The sequence below is a fragment of the Xanthomonas phaseoli pv. dieffenbachiae genome, from assembly GCF_008639345.1.
Taxonomy (GTDB): Bacteria; Pseudomonadota; Gammaproteobacteria; order Xanthomonadales; family Xanthomonadaceae; genus Xanthomonas; species Xanthomonas phaseoli.
This window is the reverse complement of record NZ_CP041380.1, coordinates 4,669,301-4,689,628: the sequence shown is the minus strand read 5'-3', so window position 1 is coordinate 4,689,628 and position 20,328 is coordinate 4,669,301. Positions and strand designations below refer to the sequence as shown.

General features: G+C 66.4%; 14 protein-coding genes. 6 read left to right on the top strand and 8 right to left on the bottom strand.

The features are described from left to right. The first annotated feature begins 44 nt into the window (after positions 1 to 44). Genes FLG15_RS20885 through FLG15_RS20870 form a run of 4 tightly spaced genes read left to right on the top strand, consistent with a single transcriptional unit; the run spans position 45 to position 5,968 of the window. Positions 45 to 1,166: an AAA family ATPase gene (locus FLG15_RS20885; RefSeq protein WP_150147283.1), complete on the top strand. Its 1,122-nt coding sequence runs from the start codon at positions 45 to 47 to the stop codon at positions 1,164 to 1,166. Then, positions 1,163 to 1,576, top strand: coding sequence for a bpX5 domain-containing protein (locus tag FLG15_RS20880; RefSeq protein ID WP_039569919.1), 414 nt, complete (start codon positions 1,163 to 1,165; stop codon positions 1,574 to 1,576). The genes FLG15_RS20885 and FLG15_RS20880 overlap by 4 nt, the downstream gene beginning before the upstream one ends. Next, on the top strand, positions 1,573 to 3,420 hold the full coding sequence (locus tag FLG15_RS20875) for a hypothetical protein (protein ID WP_057687122.1): 1,848 nt from the start codon (positions 1,573 to 1,575) through the stop codon (positions 3,418 to 3,420). The genes FLG15_RS20880 and FLG15_RS20875 overlap by 4 nt, the downstream gene beginning before the upstream one ends. Then, positions 3,413 to 5,968, top strand: a complete 2,556-nt coding sequence (locus FLG15_RS20870) for a bpX6 domain-containing protein (protein WP_150147280.1) — start codon at positions 3,413 to 3,415, stop codon at positions 5,966 to 5,968. Before FLG15_RS20875 ends, FLG15_RS20870 begins: the two co-directional genes overlap by 8 nt. A 106-nt stretch (positions 5,969 to 6,074) precedes the next feature. On the opposite strand, the gene FLG15_RS20865 is transcribed toward FLG15_RS20870, so the two are convergent. The 3 genes from FLG15_RS20865 to rep form a co-directional block, all read right to left on the bottom strand. Next, a complete protein-coding gene (locus FLG15_RS20865) occupies positions 6,075 to 7,109 on the bottom strand; it encodes a DUF4272 domain-containing protein (protein WP_057679973.1) in 1,035 nt (344 codons plus the stop codon). Between the two features lie 51 nt (positions 7,110 to 7,160). Beyond that, complete coding sequence (locus FLG15_RS20860) at positions 7,161 to 7,697, bottom strand: GNAT family N-acetyltransferase (protein WP_150147277.1); 537 nt, start codon at positions 7,695 to 7,697, stop codon at positions 7,161 to 7,163. A 562-nt stretch (positions 7,698 to 8,259) separates the two neighbouring features. After that, entirely contained in the window at positions 8,260 to 10,236 is a 1,977-nt protein-coding gene (gene rep, locus FLG15_RS20855) for a DNA helicase Rep (protein ID WP_007971162.1), read from the bottom strand. A gap of 208 nt (positions 10,237 to 10,444) precedes the next feature. Here rep and FLG15_RS20850 point away from each other — a divergent pair, with 208 nt between their 5' ends. After that, on the top strand, positions 10,445 to 11,074 hold the full coding sequence (locus FLG15_RS20850; protein WP_017155167.1) for a thymidine kinase: 630 nt from the start codon (positions 10,445 to 10,447) through the stop codon (positions 11,072 to 11,074). A 426-nt stretch (positions 11,075 to 11,500) separates the two neighbouring features. Then, positions 11,501 to 12,745: a GAF domain-containing sensor histidine kinase gene (locus FLG15_RS20845; protein WP_057679972.1), complete on the top strand. Its 1,245-nt coding sequence runs from the start codon at positions 11,501 to 11,503 to the stop codon at positions 12,743 to 12,745. Between the two features lie 162 nt (positions 12,746 to 12,907). On the opposite strand, the gene FLG15_RS20840 is transcribed toward FLG15_RS20845, so the two are convergent. From FLG15_RS20840 to FLG15_RS20820, 5 genes are all read right to left on the bottom strand, one after another. Further along, entirely contained in the window at positions 12,908 to 14,509 is a 1,602-nt protein-coding gene (locus tag FLG15_RS20840) for an OpgD/OpgG family glucan biosynthesis protein (protein WP_150147274.1), read from the bottom strand. A gap of 68 nt (positions 14,510 to 14,577) precedes the next feature. Beyond that, positions 14,578 to 15,555 carry a DUF4380 domain-containing protein gene (locus tag FLG15_RS20835; protein WP_057679971.1) on the bottom strand — a complete coding sequence of 326 codons (978 nt, stop codon included), beginning with the start codon at positions 15,553 to 15,555 and terminating at the stop codon, positions 14,578 to 14,580. 509 nt (positions 15,556 to 16,064) lie between these two features. After that, positions 16,065 to 17,152, bottom strand: a protein-coding gene (locus FLG15_RS20830) for an IS3-like element ISXcd1 family transposase (protein WP_223842567.1) whose coding sequence is annotated in 2 segments (ribosomal slippage) — positions 16,065 to 16,900 and positions 16,900 to 17,152 — 1,089 coding nt in all. Because the reading frame shifts where the segments join, the coding sequence is not laid out codon by codon here. Between the two features lie 243 nt (positions 17,153 to 17,395). Continuing rightward, entirely contained in the window at positions 17,396 to 18,232 is an 837-nt protein-coding gene (locus tag FLG15_RS20825) for a restriction endonuclease (protein WP_150147271.1), read from the bottom strand. Between the two features lie 491 nt (positions 18,233 to 18,723). After that, positions 18,724 to 20,274: a choice-of-anchor Q domain-containing protein gene (locus FLG15_RS20820; protein WP_209228201.1), complete on the bottom strand. Its 1,551-nt coding sequence runs from the start codon at positions 20,272 to 20,274 to the stop codon at positions 18,724 to 18,726. Positions 20,275 to 20,328: the final 54 nt, after the last annotated feature.

Here is a 20,328-nt window from a genome sequence, read left to right as displayed (position 1 = left end):
TCCGCGCAGCGGCCGGTCGCGCGTTCTCTCGAAGGATCGACCGCATGCAAGCCCCGTCTGATGCCGCCGCGCGTGTTCGCGCCACCGTCCACTCCGCCACCAGCGGGTTGATCGAACGCGATCAACTGGCCGAACTGATCGTGCTGGCAGCGGTGGCCCAGGAACACCTGCTGATCATCGGCCCGCCGGGCACCGCCAAGAGCGCGGTGGTGCGCCGCGTCGCCGCCGCGCTGGGCGGGCGTTATTTCGAATATCTGCTGGGTCGCTTCACCGAACCGGCCGAGCTGTTCGGCCCGGTGGACCTGCGCAAATTGCGCGAGGGCAGCATGCAGATCGATGTCACCGGGATGTTGCCGGAAGCGGACATCGCCTTCCTCGACGAAGTCTTCCTAGGTTCCACCGCCATCCTCAATACCTTGCTCGGGCTACTCAACGAGCGCCGCTTCCGGCGTGGCCAGACCGACCTGCACTGCCCGTTGCGCCTGTGCGTGGGCGCGGCCAACGCGCTGCCGGAAGACGATGCGCTGGCGGCCTTCAGCGACCGCTTCCTGCTGCATCTGTTCGTCGACCCGGTGGCCGATCACCAGCTGGAGGCCTTGCTCGCCGGCGGCTGGCAGTCCGAGCGCGCACCGCTGCAACACACCGCCGGGCTGGCCGACCTGGACCTGTTGTGCGCGCAGGCACGCATGGTGGACATGGATGGCGCACGCACGGCGGTGGCCGCGGCGATCCGGACATTGCGCGGCGCCGGCATGCAGCTCTCGGACCGCCGCCTGGTCAAGACCCAGCGGCTGATCGCCGCCGCCTGCGTGCTGGCCGGACGCACCCAGGCCAGCGAGGCCGATCTGTGGCCGCTGTTCTATGTGCTGCCGACACGCGAGCAGCAAACCAGCGCACAGGACCTGCTGCGCGGCACCCTGGCCGCTGCTGCCAATCCCACCCTGCGCGCGGCCGTCGAACAGGCCGCCCTGCAACCGCTCTCGCGCACTGCGCGGCTGGTCGAGGCCGCCCAGTGCTGTCTGCAGGATCCGCACACTCCGGCCCTGCGCACCATGGCCGAAGCCTTGCTGCGCGAGATCGATGCCAACTTCACGGCCGCCTCGCTGCCGGCCGAGCTGGCCCACGAACGCACGCGCCTGATCGAGCAGATCGGCAGCGGCGCGTGAACTGGTCGTGGCAGGACGAGCCGGTGCCGGTCGCCCCGCAGGGGGTGATCGGCGTGGGCGATGCCGCACGCGCGTTGCTGGCGGCATGGGAGCGCGTGCCCGACGGCGCGGGCTTGCTGGTTAGCGCCACGGCGCACGCCGTGCTGCTGACCGGCCCTGCAACGCAGCTGCCCTGGGCCAACGGTGTGCAATACGTGGCACCGCGCGCGGACGCCGCCGGCCTGTGGTTGCCCACCGCCGAACGCCCCGACCTTGCGCTGGAACTGCTGGAGCGTGCGCTGCGCCGCCAGTACGGGCTGCAGCCGTTGTTGCTGCTGCGCTCACCTGCGCTGGTGCTGCCACTGCATCGGTTGCTGCCGGCGCGTCCCGAGGTCGTGGCGCAGATCCGTCAGCACTGGGAGGCCGCGTGAGTGCCGCGCTGCAGCTACCCGCCCCGCTACAGGCCTGGCGGCTGTGGCTGGACTGGTTCGACCCGGAAATCGCCTCCCAGCTCGGCACCTGGCTGCTGCGTCTTGACCCCTTGCTCGGCCGCGACAGCCTGCGCCGCGCCGACGGAGACGCCGAGCCGGACGGCATCGACGACCTGCGCCGACGCGGCAGCTACACGCATCTGCTGCTGAGCGAGTGGGCACTTGCCGACGCATTGCCGGAGGAATTCCTGCGCCGTGCCGCACACGCCGAACACCTGTTCCTGGTGCCCCGCATGCAGGCGCGCGCGCGCGATGCCCGTCTGGTGGCGATCTTCGATGCCGGTCCGGCGCAATGGGGGGCGCCGCGTCTGGCGCAGATTGCGTTGTGGATCCTGCTGGCACGCCGTGCGCAGTCCGCCAATGCGCGCTTTGTCTGGGGCCTGGCGCATCTGCCCGGCGACCTGCACGACGCCGACAGCCCCGCCCGGCTGCAACAGCTGCTGCAGGGCCGCACGTTCGAGGCGACCGGCCTGCAGCATGCGCTGGCCTGGGCCACGCAGTTGGCAAGCGCGACGCCCACCACCAGCGAGTGCTGGTGGATCGGCGCGCAGCCGGTGCATGCGGCACCGTTCCACCACCAGGCCGGCATCGCGCCTGCGGCCGATGCGCATCTGCAGGTGATGCTGCAGACGCGCCACGGCACCCGCAGCAGCCTGTTGCCGGTGCCTGCGAGCATGGCCGCCAGGCAGCTGCTGCGCGGGCATTTCATCGACATGCAACGCCCTGCCGAGGCAGACACCGCGAAACACGTGGTCAGGGGCAAGTTTTCGCTGCGCCATGCGCCGCTGTTCAGCCCGGACGGCAGCCATGTCGCGCTGCTGCTGGCAGACGGCTGCCGCAGCGCGATGGTGAAGGTGCAGCCCGCCGACATCGCCAAACGGGTGGCGCCGCGCTACCACCAATGGGCGCAGGGCGGTCAGCCGCTGTGCCTCGCGGCGCAGAACAGGCACGTGGGCGGCATCGTCGCTATACGGGAGCAGGCCGGGTTCTGGAATCTCGAGGGCATGCGCGGCTCCATCGAGGCCGGCGGGCAGAGCATCTGCCCCGCGCCCGGCCAGGTGCGGCTGCGTCCGTGCGTGTGGCTCAACAGCGGCGGCATGCCGCAGCGGTTCCTGTTGTGGGACCAGCACAGCCGGCTGATGACGTGGACGCGCGATACCAACCGGCGGCAGCGGGTTGCGCAAGGCAGCGAGATCGCCGGGCAGGTGGTGGCGTTGGCGCAAAGCGATGCCGAACACGCGGTCTACGCCACTCATGCCGCTGGCGAATTGCGGCTGCTACGCCTGCACCGCGCTGGCAAGCAGGACCTGGTCCTGCAGCTGGCGCTGGGGTCGCGTCCGCCGGTCGTGTTGCTGCGCAGCCTGCCCCAGGAGGGTCAATGGCGTGGCGCCATTGCCCTGGAACTGGCAAGCCGTCAGGCCGGTGGCGACCGCTCGCTGGCGTACCGGGTGCTGCACGGGGGGCCGGCCGATGGCTTTCAGGAATTCGAGGCGATCGTGGCATCCGGCGACAGACCGATTGGCCTGATCGGCGACCCGGACGCACCGCAGCACAGCCTGCTGCTGGTACTGCGCGCCGATCGTCGCGCGCTGCTCGCCATCGGGGCCAGCGGCCGGCGGACACTGCATCGTGCCGCCAGCGAGATCAGCGCCGCGGCGGTGTCCAGCGATGGCGCGCGGGTTGCACTGGTCACCCTGCAGGGGCAGGCGTGGATCCTGGGCGATGGCGGGCTGACCCCGCTGATGGTCGTGCAGGGCCAGGCCGAGCAACCCGGCCATGAGTAGTTCCGCACGCACGGACAACGCGGGCGCCAGCGTGCGGTACCCGCTGTGGCATGGCAGCCAGATGGTATCGGCGCTGTGGTTCTCGGCAGCGTGGCTCAGCCCGGACCAACGCCTGGCCAGGCTAGTACGCGCCTGGCAACCCGGTAGCCGGGCGCTGCGCTTTGCCGACGGCGATGTGCTGTGCTTCGCTGCGCCGCGTGCGCTGGTTTGCGAGCAGGCGCCCGGCCTGGTGCTGTGCCAGGTGCATGGCGGCCTGTTCTCCGGCGCGCTGACCGCCGCCGAGGCGGCGCAGTTACCCTCCGCCGATATCGGCCTGGTCCATGGCGCCCAGGTGATCGCCTTGCAGTGGCAACACGCGGTGGCGCTGGATCCATCCGAGGCGATCGACGTGTCCGGCTACCCGCTGCACATGCCCTACGACTGCAGCCCGGGCGAGCCACCGCTGGAGGTGGACCGGCTGCGCGGCAAACCGCTGCGGCAACTGCTGGGCAATGCCGTCCCACCAGCCAGCGCCGAGCGCGATGCGTTTCTGCACGCGCTGAAGACGCAGCGCCCCGGCGTTGAGAACAACACGCTGTGGCAACGCCTGCTGGCGCGCGCTCAGCGCACCCTGGTCGGACGTCACCAGGGCGCCTACATGCGCCGGATGCTGCGCCAGTTCGACACTGGCGATCTGGACGAAGCCTTGCGCAACGCGCTGCCGCTCGATGGCGTGGGCGAGTCGTTGGGGCAGGCGTTCGGGGTGCCCCAGCGGCGCAGCGACCTGAGTCTGTCACGCACGCGCGGCGCCGGCACCAGCATCGGCCTGGGCGAAGAGCTGCAGGCGCATCTGCGCGCGACCTATCGCAGCGCCTTCGCGCGCCTGGACCGAGAGGGGCAGATCGATCGTGCGGTGTTCGTGCTGGCCGAATTGCTCAATGCGCGCCAGGAGGCGCTGGACTATCTGGTCAAGCACGCTCGCTACAAACAGGCCGCGGAGCTGGCGCTGGGCTGGGACATGTCGGCGGCGATGATCATCCGGCTGCTGATGCTGTCCGGCGACCACGCGCGTGCGGTGCAGGTGGCGCGCCGCGATGGCGCCTTTGCCGCCGCCATCCAGCTGCTGCACGGCACCGAGCGCGCGCTGGCCGACGCGCTGCGGCTGGAATGGGGCCAGGCACTGGTGCAGGCCGGCGACTGGCTGGCCGCCGTGGACGCGGTGTGGCCGCTGCACACTGCGCGCAACCGGGCCGCGCAGTGGCTGTTGGCCGCGGAACAGGCCGGCAGCACGCTGCGCGCACGCGCCCTGGTCAAGCGCGCGCAGCTGTTGCCAGACACGCTGGAACAGTACGCCGACCGCATCGCCGCGCTTGCGGACCCCACCGCCGATCCGGCACCGCGCAGCGAAATGGCAGCAGCGCTGCTGGTGGATGCGTCCCCCAACCGCTGGCTGCAACAGCTGACACGGCAGTTGCTGCCGGCGATTGCCGCCGATCATGCCCTCGCACGCAACAGCTTGTCGGTCGGCGATCTGACCACGCTGCTGAAACTGGCCAACGACCCACTGCTCAGCGCCGATATTCCCGCCTTCAAACCACACGTCACGGCCAGCCAATCCAAACTATGGGACGGCGCCACCACCCTGCGACTGCAGGCACCGCAGGCCGGTCTGGCGGCCATCCACGATGTGGCTGCACTCCCGGGTCGCCGTTATCTTCTGGCCCTGGGCGAAGCCGGTGCGGCGGTGGTGGACGCGCACGGGCGCCTGCTGCGGCGCTACCCGGCGCCTGCATTCGGTGTGGTCATCGCCGACAGTGGGCAGGTCGCCCTGGCAATCGCACCGCGTGAGCGCGTGTCCACCGTCCATCGGCTGGATTTGATCACCCATGCGGTGCGCGACCTTGGCCAGATCGCGCTGCAGTACGCCGCGCCCAGCTACAGCGGAATCGGCTGGAGCATCGTGGTCGACAACCGGCTGCTGGTCGTCGATACCGACAAGGATCTGCACCGCGTGCTGTGGCACGTCGGTGACCTGCCCGGCCCGGTGATTGCGGCGGGATTCTTCAGCGATTGCGAGGTGTATCTCGTGCAGGCCCGCGAGCACCTGGAAGACTGGACCTACAGCCTGCCTGCGCGACGCCTCAAGGCGCGCGAGTCCCTGCGCGTTGAGCCGCAAACGCCGCTGCTCGCGCATCGGCTGGGCAGCGTGCAGCAAGCGGATGTGCGCGCCGATCCCGATGGCGACATTTGGCTGCACTACCAGCACTCCGGCAGCGCCCGTCAGCGCCGTTTGCACGAACGCAGCGCCGCATCCGGCACGCCGGATGGCTCAAACGTGGTGGCGCTTGAAGCGGGATTCCTGGTTGGCCTGCATTGGCCGCATGGCTCGCGCTATCTGGTGGTGCGCCACCAGGACGGCGGCATCGTTGCGTCGCTGGACTGGCCTGCGGGCATCGCGGTCAAGGTGCGCGAGCAGTCCGGCCATCTGCTGTTCCACGACGCGCACGGCCGTTTACTGGATCTGCAGACCGATCGCTCGCTGACCCATGCCATGTCCTTCCTCGGCTAGCGCATGTGAGAATCACACGCTGGGGCAGGCGCGAAGACGCAACGCCAGGCGGATGCATTGCGCCAAGCCCCATGCAGCGCCGAGGTCGCAGCGGCGCTCGCGACGCTCAGGTCGGTGTATCCACCTCGTCCCAGTCGGCGTCTTCGAAGTGCAGCAGCCAGTTGAGCGCGTAATGCCGCTCGTACACCACGCCGGGCACGATGCCGGCGGGGACCGTCTGACCGGTTTGCCCGGCCTGGCGCACTGCCCAGTGCAGGCGCAGGTGGCGGTCCAGCGCATCCAGCAGCTCCGGCACCGGGCGCAGCGTTGGCGGCGGTGCTGTGGGAGTCTCGGCCCGCTCCAGCGCGCGCTGCGCCACGCCGGGCACATCGCATAGAGCGGTGGGCAGCGGCAGGGTGTCGGTCATGCCCACTGCCCATTGCAGCAGCGCCAGGCTTTCGTAGCGCCAGCCGAAGTTGGCCAGTTGCTGCGCATCCGGCTGCGCGTGTTCGAAAAATGCCTGTTCCTGCGGTGACACGGCGGCCTGCAGTCCCGGCAGGCGTTCGGCCATGTCGGTCAGCGACGGCGGCGTATCGCCGGCGGCCAGGATTTCCGCCCGCAGCGCCACCGCAAACAACCCCAGCATGCGCGCGGCAATGCTGTCCGGCGTCCGCAGGCGGGCCTCGGCCTCCCCCGGCACCGGTGGCAGGCTCGGTGGCACGCGGATGCCCAGCGCTGCCAGCTGGTCGTGCTGCCGCGCGCGGCGCTCCAGCGCGTCCGGTGGATAGGGCAGCTGCGCCTGCGCATCCAGTAGCGGCTCGCCCTGGCTGATCAGCACCCGGCCCTGCGGGTCGCGCACGCTGCCATCGGCCAGGAAACACACGGCATTGGCCTGCTCGGCCCACTGCGCCAGCGCGCCGAATGCCGCATCGTCCACCTCGAAGCTGAAGTGCTGGCGCACCCGCTGCACATGCCGCATCAGGTGATAGCGCGATTGCGTCATCTGCCCATCGCCGGCCTGATTCACGTAGCCGACAAACCCATGCAGATGCGCGGCCAGTTCCGGGTCGGCGTGGTCGCGATGCTGCACGGCAGTGGTTGGCAGAAAGTCCGGCCACAGCGGCGCGCGCAGCGTGGAATAGGCGTTGACCAACAGTGCCATGCAGGCATCCCTGTGCGGTGGAAAACAGCCGGCAGGGTGACGCAGCGCCGCTCAGCTGTCCACGCCACCGGGGCGGAGGTCGATCGTGTAGTACGCCACGGCCTCGGTGCCGAGACTCAGCACCCGCAAGCTGTCGTAGCGCAGCCCCAGCGCTTCCAGCGCGCGGATCGACTCCGCATTGCCTGGCGAAACGATCGCGCACACTTGCGTCAATCCCAGTCGCTGGCGTGCATGCTCCAGCACCGCGCGCCCGGCTTCGGTCACATAGCCCTTGCCGCGATACGCGGGCAACAGCGCGAACCCGATATGCGGCACCGGCAAGGTCTCGCGGCACAACAGACCCAAGGTGCCCATGAAGGCGCTTGCCTCGCGCGTTTCCAGCGCCCAGTGCGCGAAGCCGTGTTGTTGCTGATGGGCCTGCGCCCATTCGCGCACATGCTCGCGCGCCTGCTCGCGGGTGCGGATGCCGCGGTCGTTGATGCCGGCGATGAAGGCAGGATCGTTGACCAGTGCCAGCATCGCCTCTGCATCACGCTCGGGGTCAAGCAGACGCAAGCGCACGCGAGCGGTTTCGAGGATGACGGTCACGGTGCACTCCGTTGGCGGGAGCCTCAGACTGCCGTGCGGCAATGGCACTGACAAGCCTGACCACAGCACGCATGGCCACGCTGCATGGCGCGCAAGGTCGGTGATGTCACGCAGGTTGGGCGGTGCAATCGTCACGCACCACCGGTGCGTCTTGCGGCCATCGGCGCGTTGCCGGCTTGCATCGTTGGCCGGCGGCGCTTCGGGCTTGGGCCGGCGAACGACAGCGCGAGCCATCATGCCGGGCCTGCATACCAGGCTGCTCCGCTTCTGTGGCAGGTCGCGTGCCTCAGCGCGTAGTGCGCATGTCGAGCTGCAACGCTGAGCCCTGATGTACTTCTTCTGCCACCGCATGGCAGGTCATTGCACGATGCGCTCTGTCCTTTCACAGGCGATGCCGTGCAGTGGAGCCGGCTCAGAAGGCTAAGCGCCAGGCACGCTTCGCAACCGATGTGTGCTACGCACGCACCAGCAGCGCATCCGGCCCACGCCCAGCACCGTGTTGCGTGCCAGGCTCACCCCTTCATGCAGGTGGCACCACGCTGCCCGCGCGACTCAGTGGAACTCAATCGAACAATGCCTGGATCGCCGCCAATCCCGCACTGGCGCGTTCTTTCTTGCGCTCGGCATCGGCCACCGGGTCGGCGCCATCGCGCTGCAGTTCTTCGGCCGGAATCTCATCGAAAAACCGGCTCGGCTTCAGTCGCACATGCTCGCCGAACTTGCGCGTCAGCTTGCTGTGACTCATCCACAACTGCTCCTTGGCGCGGGTGATGCCCACGTACAGCAGGCGGCGCTCTTCCTGCAAATTGCCTTCTTCCAGGCTCACTTCGTGCGGCAGCACGCCGTCCTCGCAGCCGACGATGAAGACATAGCGAAATTCCAATCCCTTGGACGCATGCATGGTCATCATGCGCACCTGGTTGCCGCCATCGTCCTTGTCGTTGCGCGACAGCAACGCCAACTGCGCAGCCAGATCGCTGGCGCTGGCGCCGCGCGGACCACCTTCGAACCACTCGGCCAGCTCGTCCAGATTGCGCTTGCGCCGCTGGAAGCCGGTTTCGTCCTTGGACTGATTGCGCAGGTCGTTGAGCAGACCGGACTTGTCGGCGAGCAGGCGCACCAGCTCGCCGGCCGGCATGCTGGACGAGTGCTCGCGCATGTCGCGCAGGATGTCGGTAAACGCACTCAAACCGTTGGCCGCGCGCGGCGGCAAATGCTGCAAGGCGCCCATCGACTCGGCTGCGCGCGACATCGGTACCGACTTGGCGCTGGCCAGCTCGGCCAGACGCGCCAGCGAGGTCGCACCCACTTCGCGCTTGGGCGATTGCACGGCACGCAGGAACGCCGCGTCGTCGTCCGGATTGACGATCAACCGCAACCACGACAGCAGATCCTTGACCTCCTGCCGCTCCAGGAACGCGGTGCCGCCGGTGAGGTGATACGGCACGCGCAACAGCTGCAGCGCTTTTTCCAGCGGCCGCGACTGGAAATTGCCCCGGAACAGGATGCAGAAATCGCTCCACGGCACCTGCTTGGCGGTGCCCAGGAACGAGATCTCCGCAGCGACCTTTTCGGCCTCGTGCTCGCTGTCACGGCATTCCCACACGCGGATGCGCTCGCCGTCGGCCTGGTCGCTCCACAAGGTCTTCAAATGCTCGTGCGGGTTATGCGCGATCAACGCGTTGGCCGCACGCAGCACACGATTGGAGCAGCGGTAGTTCTGTTCCAGCTTGATGATTTCCAGCGCCGGATAATCGCGCGCCATCTGCTGCAGGTTTTCCGGATTGGCACCGCGCCAGGCATAGATGCTCTGGTCGTCGTCGCCCACGCAGGTGAAGTTGCCGCGCGGCCCGGCCAGCATCTTCAATAATCGGTACTGCGCATCATTGGTGTCCTGGCACTCGTCCACCAGCAGGTAGCCGATGCGCTCGCGCCAGCCCATCACGATGTCTTCATTGGCTTCCAGGATCTGCACCGGCAGACGGATCAGGTCGTCGAAGTCGACCGCATTGAAGGTGGTCAGCCGCGCCTGGTAGCGCTCGTACAAGCTGGCCGCTTCCTTCTCGCGGGTGCTGCGTGCGGCCGCCATCGCCTGCTCCGGCGACAGGCCGGCATTCTTGGCACGCGAGATCAGGTTCTTGGCATCTTCGATCGCATCGGGCTTGGCGCCGTGCATCAGGTCCTTGATCTGCGCAGCCGCGTCATCGGAGTCGAAGATCGAGAACCCGCGCTTCAGTCCGGCGGCGGCATGTTCGATCTGCAGGAACTTCAAGCCCAGCGCATGGAAGGTGCAGATGGTCAGGCCGTCGGCGCCGTCGCCACGGATGCGCTTGGCCACACGCTCGCGCATTTCCTTGGCCGATTTGTTGGTGAAGGTGATCGCGGCGATCCGCTTGGCCGGATAGCGGCCGATGGCGATCAGATGCGCGATCTTTTCCACGATCACGCGCGTCTTGCCGCTGCCGGCACCGGCCAGCACCAACAAGGGACCTTCGCAGTGCAGCACCGCGGCGCTTTGCGGGGGATTGAGACCGTACATAGTGGCTTCCGACAGAGCGCGCCATTGTACCGGGGCTGCTTGCGGCTGGCCGACGCGACGGATTCATGTCTCCAGTGCCGCTGGCCCTTGCCCATCACCGGGGGCTGCGCTCCCACCCGCTCGATGGCAGGCATTGCCCCGGCCCAGCCACGCCAGCGCCGCACACACAGGCGCCGCATCCTGCCGCCCGGCCCGGTAAAATCGCCCGATGGCCAAGCTCTATTTCTACTATTCGGCGATGAATGCCGGCAAGACCACCACCTTGCTGCAATCGGCGCACAATTACCGCGAGCGCGGCATGCGCACGCTGATCCTCACGCCCAAACTCGATCACCGCGCCGGCAGCGGCGTGGTCGCCTCGCGCATCGGCCTGCGCGCGGACGGGCGTATCTTCGAGCGCGGCACCGAATTGCAACAACTAGTCGAACGCGACATCCACAACGACGGCGCGTTGCACTGCGTGCTGGTGGACGAAGCGCAATTCCTCAGCCGCGCCCAGGTCTGGCAGTTGAGCGAGGTGGTCGACCGTCTGCGGATTCCGGTGCTGTGTTACGGCTTGCGTACCGATTTTCGCGGCGAGTTGTTCGAAGGCAGCCAGTTCCTGCTGGCCTGGGCCGACGAGCTGGAAGAGATCAAGACCATCTGCCACAGCGGCAGCAAGGCAACCATGACCGTGCGCGTCGATGTGCACGGGCACGCGGTGCAGGATGGCCCGCAGGTGGAGATCGGCGGCAACGAGCGCTATGTGTCGGTCAGCCGGGCCGAGTTCAAGAAGATCATGCGTGGCGAAGGCCGCATCGATCCGCTGCAGATCGCCTTGCCGCTGCCCGTCGCCTAGCGCCGGGGCTGGTCATGCACCCGCAGCCATCCGCGCTGCCGGTGTGCATCCAGCACAGCAGTGCCCCGGAGCAGCATTCGCGCACATCCTCGTTCGCGCTGCGGTATCGCGCTGGAGAGCGGGGGCTTGCACATCGCAGTTGGCCATTCGACAGCACCAAGCGCGTCACCGTCGCGCTGACGCCAGCCGCTAGAACCTACGTCAGCACACAGTGCGGCACCGCTTCGTCGACAGCCGCGCGCGACCAACGGCCACGCTCTATACGCTTTGCAGGCGCTGCTAAACCCGTGCGGGATGCGCTCACGCAAGCGTCGCGGACGCCGTCAGACAGGCGTATCGTGGCGTCTGGCAGACAGCGGCGCGGCGCACAACCGGGCGCAACCGCGGTCCTGTAAACTGGCAATCGTCTACTCTTTGGAGGCACTCATGGATCCACTGCCTCCCGCATTACGCGCCGATATCGCACGTGTTGGCCGGCTCTCCTCGGTCGCCGACGTGTTGAGCGTCCTCACCCGCCTGACCGGGATGGGATTTGCCGCCGTCGCCCGCGTCACCGAGACGCGCTGGATCACCTGCCAGGTGCACGATGCGTTGTCCTTTGGCCTGCAGCCCGGCGACGAGCTGCCGCTGGCCACCACGTTCTGCGACAGCGTGCGGGTGAAAGGCAATGCCGTGTGGTTCGGCCATGCGTCGGATGACCCGGTCTATCGCGATCACCCCTCCCCGCGACTCTACGGCTTCGAGAGCTACGTCTCGGTGCCGATCAAGTTCGACGACGGCAGCGTATTCGGCACCTTGTGCGCGCTGGACCCGCAGCCGCGCGTCATGGACGCACCGTTGGTGGAAAAGGTCGAACTGCTCGCACAGTTGCTGGCCGCACAGATCCAGGCCGAGCAACGCGCCGAAGAAAGCGCGCAGGAATCGCGGCGCGCCCGCAGCGAACTGGGTCGCGTTGGCGCCTCGGCGCGCTTGCGCGAAGAATTCATCGGCATTCTCGGGCACGACCTGCGCAACCCGTTGCAGTCCATGCATGCGGTGGTGGATACGCTGTCCATCGACCAACTCAACCATCGCTACGGCAGCTCCATCCGCTCGCTGCAGCGTAGCCTGCGGCGCATGGAAGAACTGATTGATTTCGCCTGCGATTTCGCTCGCGGCATCGAACTCGATTGGTTGCAGCTGGACTATGGCGACGGGAGCGACCTGCTCGATGCACTTTCCCAGGTCGTGGACGAAACCCGCGCCGCCTACCCCAACCAGGTGCTGTCCACGCACGTGGCCATCGACGAGCCCGTGCACGGCGATGCGATCCGGCTGGCGCAGATGTTCGGCAGCCTAATGATCAACGCCGTCGTGCAAGGGCCGCAAAGTTCGCTGATCAAGGCCGTCGCGGTCACCGAACATGGCCGGCTACGCATCGAAGTCTGCAATCTGGATGGGATCGATCCGCGTCGGCTGGATGTGCTGCATGCTTCCACCCATGTGCATACCGGCGGACGTGCGCTACCGGATGTCGATCTGGGCCTGCATATGGCGGCGCAGATCGCAAAGGCCCATCAAGGCGAATTACGCATCATCAGCGGCAAGGACGGCACCTGCTTCCGCGTGGAGCTGGTCTGCACACGTCCGCGCGGACGACTGCACCTGGTCGGCACCTCGGCGCCGGCCTGAGTGCGCGACGCAGCGACGATCGTCCCGCAGACAAGTCCACCAACAGGTAGTGCTCCAGCCGCATGCTGCATGCCGGCCACACGTCCCCTGGCGCCGCACGCGACAGCGCGGGCAACCGGATGCCCGCAACAAGCGTCGCCCGGCCGCCTGGTTCGGCGCTTCTCAGTAGATCTTGCGCTCGCTCGGCGGCGGCGGCGTCCACTGGTACAGCCAGGTTTCGGTGAGCGGCTTGCCGTTGGCGCGCAGGTACAGGCGGATATCGATCTGCTGGGTGCCCTCGTCCGGCGGCACCAGGTCGAACATCGCCCGGTAACCCTTGAGCTCGTGCAGCGGACGCGCCGACACGATTTCAGTGGTGCCACGCGACACCTGCAACACCGCCTCCACCTTGGCCTTTGCATCCTTCGCCAGCGCGGCCAGTTCGCCACCGGCAAAGTCCACCGCAAAGCGCCAGGAGAAATGGCTGCGTTTTTGCCCGACGATGCCGCCGAGGCCGGTTCGGGTGGCCACGCAATGCGCCAACGGTGAGCTGGCCGGCGGCTGCGCGCCCCAATACAGCCGGTAACCCATCAGCAATTCCTGCCCCGGCTGCGGCTTGGATTGCGGGTTCCAGAACGCCACGATGTTGTCGAAGGTCTCGTCGACGGTCGGAATCTCGACCAACTGCACCGAGCCCTTGCCCCAACCACTCTTGGGTTCCACCCACAGGCACGGGCGCTTTTCGTAGAACACGCCATCGTCCTGGTAATGGTCGAAGTTGCGGTCGCGCTGCAGCAGCCCGAAACCGCGCGGGTTCTCGTCGACGAACATGTTGAAACGCAGATGCGGCGGGTTGCATAGCGGGCGCCAGATCCATTCGCCGCCGCCGGTCCACATCGCCAGGCCATCGGTGTCGTGGATTTCCGGACGCCAATCCCAGTCCATCCGGTTATCGTTTTCGCCGACCTGGTACATGCTGGTGCACGGGCCGATACCCAGCCGCTCGATCGCCTTGCGTGGGTACAGCGCGCTGTCGATATCCATCAGCAACACATCGCCATTGGTGATGGCGAAACGGTAGGCGCCGGCAACGCTGGGCGAATCCAGCAAGCCGTACACCACCACCGTGTCCGAATCATCCGACGGCTGCTCCAGGTAATAGGCGATGAAATCCGGAAACTCTTCCGGCCCGCCAGTACCGGTATCGATGGCCAGCCCACGTGCCGATTGCCCATACTGGCCTTCCTTGCCGACCGCACGGAAATAGCTTGCGCCCAGGAATGCCGAAAAGTCGCGCTCGGTGTCCTTGCGTGTGTTGAGCCGGAAACCGGCAAAGCCCAGGTCCTTTGGCAATTGCTTGCCGCCCAGCCCGCTGCTGCCGTAATCGAAGGCCGCCGGATCGTAGGCCAGTTGTTGCGCCTTGCCATCGACGATGTCGTAGATGTGCACCGGGGTATGGAAATACAGCCCCAGGTGGAAGAACTTCGCCTGGAATTTGCCATTGCCATCGGCCCACAGCGCGTGGTCCTGGCGGTAGCGGATGGACTGGTACTGATCCCAGTTCAGCGCCTCAAGCGGCCCCGGCAGCAGCTGCTTGTGAGTCTTGTAAGGCGCCTTCGCCAGCGCGCGCGCCTGTCCCTTCAACCAGGCATAGTCGAACGGCTGCGGCTGCCCGAGTCGACGCAGACCAACGGCCTTGGCCGCCAGCGCCCACTGCGGCAACGTCGGCAAACCGAGCGCGGCCAATGCGGCAGCAGCATTCTTCAGGAAGTGGCGTCGTTGCATGCGCATCGATCTGGTCAGGGAATGGGCGACATCATAGCCACAGCCCGGCATCGACGTGAATGCGCATCTCAGCCAGGTGCAGGCGGCGCATCGCACGCATTGGCCAGCGCGAGCGCGTTGGCGTTGCTGCAAAGGAACCGCCGCTGCGCTTGTTCCTCATCCGGCCCGGTGTAGCGCAGCAGCGTCCACTGCTCCTGTGCCTGCATGTGCGCACCTGGCGCAAGCTGCCGATACGGCGCGTGCACCTCCATTTCCAGCAATCCCTGTTCCGGATGCTGGGCTGGCGCATCCAGATACAACTCCACCTGGCCTTGCTCGGGATGGATCGCCGACAGCGGTTGATGCGCGAAGCGAATCACCAGGACCTGCCCGCCTGCGAAACCGGCCATCCATCCTGCCGACGGCTGCAGCAATAGCTTGCCGCGCTGGATCAATCCATCTGGGCGCGCATCGGCGCGCAGCGCAAGCAGGCCACGCTCCTGCTGATAACGCGGCGCCACCGTGCCAGGCTCGCGCGGTGGCTGCAGCCGAATATCCGCAGCAGCGGCAACGGGCACAAACACCCGCGTCGTCGCCGCAACCCGCGTATTGAACCAAAGGTCCCAGGCAATTGGCTGCGCGCGGATATTGCGCGCGCTGGCCTGGATGTCGACAGTGTCCGCACGCGCTGCAGAACGTTTGATCTGCTTGCGCAATTGCACCCCGGTCAGCGGGCTGGGCACGCCTTCAAGTTCCACCGCGTCATGACGACGCACGCTGACGCGCGTCTGCGCCAGCGACAGATACGGATCCGGCGGCCACACCGCGGCCGCCGCCTGACGCTCGGCATTGAGCTGCTGATGCAGCCACCACTGACTCTGCGGCCCGACCCATACATCATGACCAAAATAGGGAATATCTCCCGCAGTGGCCGACACCTCGGGGGCAGGCTGTTGCTCCACCGCCGCACCGACCTTCAACACGTTGGGCTGGCCGCGCAGATTGAACGACAGCACGCGCCCGCCAAATGCCGGCGTGACACTCAGCTCTATCGCGCTGGTCTTCAACTGGAGGCGCTCTACGGCAGCCGCATCGCTCGCAGGAGGCGTCACCGCGCCAGTCGACGGCATCGCTACCAGCGCACTTGCACCGATAAGCACCAGGGCAATGACAAGTTGTCGCGAGCTGGACATACAGCGCTTCCATAGGAGGACCTTGCGATTGTGGCCCGCCGCCTGCGTCGACGCCAGAACACCGCTGCTTGCGGCTGTTTGCTGCAACTCCGCTGCAAGCTGCGTGCGACTTCAGGCGATGCCTGCCTGGAGACCTGGCCACGCAGCACGCCGAGCACTTCTCGACGGACTCGAGCAGAAGCGGGTTTCCGTTTGGTCGGAACATGCGCTCGGACATGCATGCAGGATGGAGCGCAGGTCCGATGCCGGCATCGGAGCGAGCGTAACGAACGCGAAGATTCCTGCAGCTGGGTGGCTGCTTTACGGGTGCGGCACAGCGATCGATTCATTCGTCGCGGGCGCCCCGGTAATCCCCCCGCTTTGAGCGTTCGCCAAAAGTGGAGCTAGGCGGCCATCGCCAATTTCATTGCTGGCGTGATACCGCCGAGCGCCATGTTGGGGCGCTCATGGTTGTACGTCCATAGCCAGCGCGTGGCCTTGTCCTGAACCTGCTCGATGGTGTCGAACAACGTTGTGGCCAGCCAGGCGTAGCGGACGGTGCGGTTGTAACGTTCGACATAGGCATTCTGCTGCGGCTTGCCTGGCTGGATGTGCTCGATCCGAATCCCGCGCTGCTGTGCCCAAGCTAGCAGCGCGCCGCTGATGTACTCCGGGCCGTTGTCGCAGCGAATGGCGTTTGGCTTGCCGCGCCAGTCAATGATCTGTTCCAACGAGCGGATCACCCGGGCCGATGGCAGCGATAAGTCGACCTCGATGCCCAGACCCTCACGGTTGAAGTCATCGAGCACATTGAACAACCGGAAGCTGCGGCCGTCGGCCAGCTGGTCGTGCATGAAATCCATCGACCAGACCTGGTTGATCGTCTCCGGCACCGCCAACGGCTCTGGCCGCTCGCGCACCAGCCGCTTCTTCGGCTTGATCCGCAGGTTCAACTCCAGCTCCCGATAGATGCGGTACACCCGCTTGTGATTCCAGCCAAAGCCCTTCACGTTGCGCAGGTGCAGAAAGCACAGGCCGAACCCCCAATCACGATAGGTTGTGGTCAACCGCACCAGCCAATCGGCAATCCGGGCGTTCTCCTCGCTGGCCTTGGCTTGATAGCGAAAGCAGGTCTCGCTCACCGCAAAGGTCCGGCAGGCATGCCGGATGTTCGTGTGGCCACCATCTACGGCCCATCGGGCCATCTCCCGGCGTTGAGATGGCCTCACCATTTTTTTGCCATCGCCTCCTTCAGCAGGTCGGCGCTGAGCTGGGCATCGGCGTACATCTTCTTCAGGCGCCGGTTCTCGTCCTGCAGCTCCCTGAGCTGGGACATCAGCGATGCGTCCATGCCGCCGAACTTGCTGCGCCACTTGTAGAACGTCGCCGAGCTGATGCCGTGTTCCCGGCACAACTCCGGCACGGGCGTGCCGGCCTCGGCCTGCTTGAGGACGGCAATGATCTGGCTGTCGGTGAAGCGGGATGTCTTCATGGAACCTCCTCGGAAAAGGGTACGAGAAAATTCCACTTCTGGCGTCAGCTAACCTGTGGGGGGATTACCATTCCAGTGGACGGCGGGAACGTACGAGTGATGTGCGACGGCTCATATCGGCTCTTGCTAGAAATTGCAGGCATTCTTCCACGGGACGACCTCTATGAAATTCGGCACAGAGGCACAGCGAAGAAAACGGGGTCAGGTTGAAGAAAACGGGTCGAAGACGGGGGGCAGGTTCACTTACGAGGTTCCTCTGCACTTCGGAAACTGGCTGCAACCTAGAAAGTTCTCGCCGGTGCGCCGGTTTCTTCTCTGCACAAGCGTGCTGCCGCAACGTGGGCAGCTTGGAACGACAACGGCCGCGGGGGCAGTGGAATCAGCTGGAGTAAAGACAGGCTCGATGCGCGCGGGTGTCACCGCCGGCTGCGCTGTGGCTTGCTGCTGCACCGCTTGGATCATGTCCAACAACTGTTCGCCGCCGATCAATTCGATCGGCTTGCCTTCGGCAAAGCGCTCAGCGTCTTTCGTATAACTACCGATGCAAGCGATCTTCACCGCGTGGGCCTGGTGATGAGCGAGCAGGCCATACATTTCGCGCACGACACTGACGCCGACCTGCTGGCGCTTCCATTGCTTGCATTGCACCAGCGTGCGGCGGCCGTCCTTGCGCAGGATCAGGTCGATGCCGCCGTCTGGGCCGCCCAGGCCGGTTTCTTCGACGTGGTAGCCCTGGCGGCGGAAGGCGTCGGCGACCAATTGTTCGAACTGGCGCCAGCCGCGTGCTGCCAGGCTTTCCAGAGTGGTACGGGTGTCGAGGAAGCGGCGGCGGCGGCGAGCGCCGAGGTAGGAGACCAGCGCGGCGAGCCAGCAAACGCCGAGCAACATACAGGCCAGCGGGGCGAACAGCGCGTCTGATTGCTGGGCGAAGCCCTGCGCGAGTAGTCCGCCATGCTGCGATAGCCACCAGGCGATGCCATAGCGCACCGTGAGATAGCCAACGAGGCCGACGACGAGCGCCAGTGGCCACGGCAATGCGGCCAGTGCGTCGAATGTGCTGCCTCTGTGTCTGCGTCCCATGCAAGAACCCCCGTTCCAGTCCCGACCATAGCCGCTGGCAGCGGGTTTGTCAGCAGCACATGCGCGCGCTTGCGAACCAGGTCGCATCGCGTGCGTCCTTCACTGCTATGCAATAGGTCAGTGTCGAAAGATTGAGTTCGCTTGCCCCGCGCAGAGTGCACGTGCGTGGGACTGCGATGGGATCGACGGGCATCAATCCGTTTCGATCTAGCGGGCATCGCCGTGGAGAGGCTGCACCGTCTGGTTGGCACCCGGTCTTCGGATGGTGTCGCGATCGTCGCGATGCTCGGCATGTGCCGCACGAAAAGAGCGCAGCCTAGCGCGCCATCTAACCGGCATCCTGTGCCCGAGAGATTCCTGGCTCAGCGGACGACGATCGACGCCGGCCCTGCACCGTGATGCGACGAGCCTTTGATCGCGCGACCGAGCGACATCGCCCGCCCGGTCACGCGGCGCGTCCTCGTCAGAGGGCAAGGACGCGCGAGCAAGGCTTACTTGATTTCCACCGCCCCCGCATCGCACACCGCGGTATCACGCGCAACACCACGCTGGTCGATAGTGCGGCAGTTGCTGCCGAGATTGCGTACCGGGCTGTTGGCCGCCGGCAATTGGGTCAGCGTGGGGCCGCCGTTGGCGGCCGGTGCGCCCAGCAGCGGGTCGGCGGCGCGTGCCAGGCCGGCGGTGAGGCAGCTGTAGAACAGGCCGCCCGCAGCGGAGTACTCGATCAGGTTGTTGCCGGTGCTGCTCTGGTCGCTGCAGAAAGTGCGCTCGGTTTTGGAGTAGAAGATGCTGTTGCGGATGTCGAAGCCGCTGCCGAACAACGTCGACCCTGGCGTGTTCTCGGCAAAGGTGACGTTGTTGAAGCGCACCGTGGTCTTGCCCTGGTCGCCATTGGACGGCTGCCAGCCCACATGCTGGATCGCCGCGCCCACGCCCTTGGCGTAGTTGCCGTAGAAGGTGCTGTTGCTGACATTGCAGGACGGGCCGTAGCAGTCCATGTACAAGGCGCCGGCATTGCTCTTTTCGGCGCGGTTGGAGATGAAGCTGGTCTCTTCGACGTTGATGATGCCCGGCGTGGTGATGGTGGTGCCGGAATGGGTGGTATCGCCGAAGCCCAGGCTGATGCGCGCACCGCCGGCCGGGCCGCCATAGGCGATGTTGTTGGCGAAGGTGGAGTAGCGCACGTCGATGGTGTCGGGCGCATACGCCCACAACGTGGCGCCGCCGCCGCTATTGGCCGCGGTGTTGTTGCGCACCACCGTGCCGCACACCGAAAGCGTGGCGCCACCGGCAGCGGCATTGAGGTAGCCGGCAAGCGAGGCGCCGTCGGTGTCGATCGCGCCGCTGTTGCCGAACTGGTCGGCATCCGGGAAGCCGGCCGGCGCATTGATGGCCTGGTTGCCGACAAACTCGGAATTGACGATGGTCAGACGGCTGAGCTGCGTGTAGAGCGCGCCACCCAGCCAGGAGGTGTTCTTGGAGAACGCGCTCTTGACGATGGTCACGTCGGTATCGCTGCCGGCGAAAATGGCACCACCGCCGATGCTGCTGCGGTTGCTCAGGAACTGGCTGTTGATCACTTCCAGCTTGCCGCGGTAGCTGACCTTGATGGCGCCGCCGCCCCAGGTGCCGGGCGCGTACTGGGTGTTGGATGCCGGCTGCACGGAGCTGCCGTTCTGCAGTTTGAGATTGCGCACCGACAGCGCATTGCCGTTCTGTACCTGGAAGATGCGCGCGGCCTGTCGGCCATCCAGGGTGATCTTGCCCTGGCCGTCGATCACCGTGGGCGTGCTGGCAGTGATGTTGATGGTCTGGTTGATGGCGATGCTGGCCGCACGCGTGCCGCAGTTGAAGGTGACATAGCCACCTTGCGCCACGGCGGTAGCGAGTGCGCTGGCGGTACAACTGGCGGCCGTGCCGTTGCCGACCACCGCGCCGACATTGGCGTGCGCCCACGGCTGCGGCGTGGTGCATTGCGCCACCGATGGCACGGCGGCGATAGCGCCACTGGCGGTGACCAGCGCAAGAAGCCCCGCCGTCACGACGGTGGCGTGAGGTGTTGAACGCATGGTGATGTTCCTGCTTGAGAAAGGGGT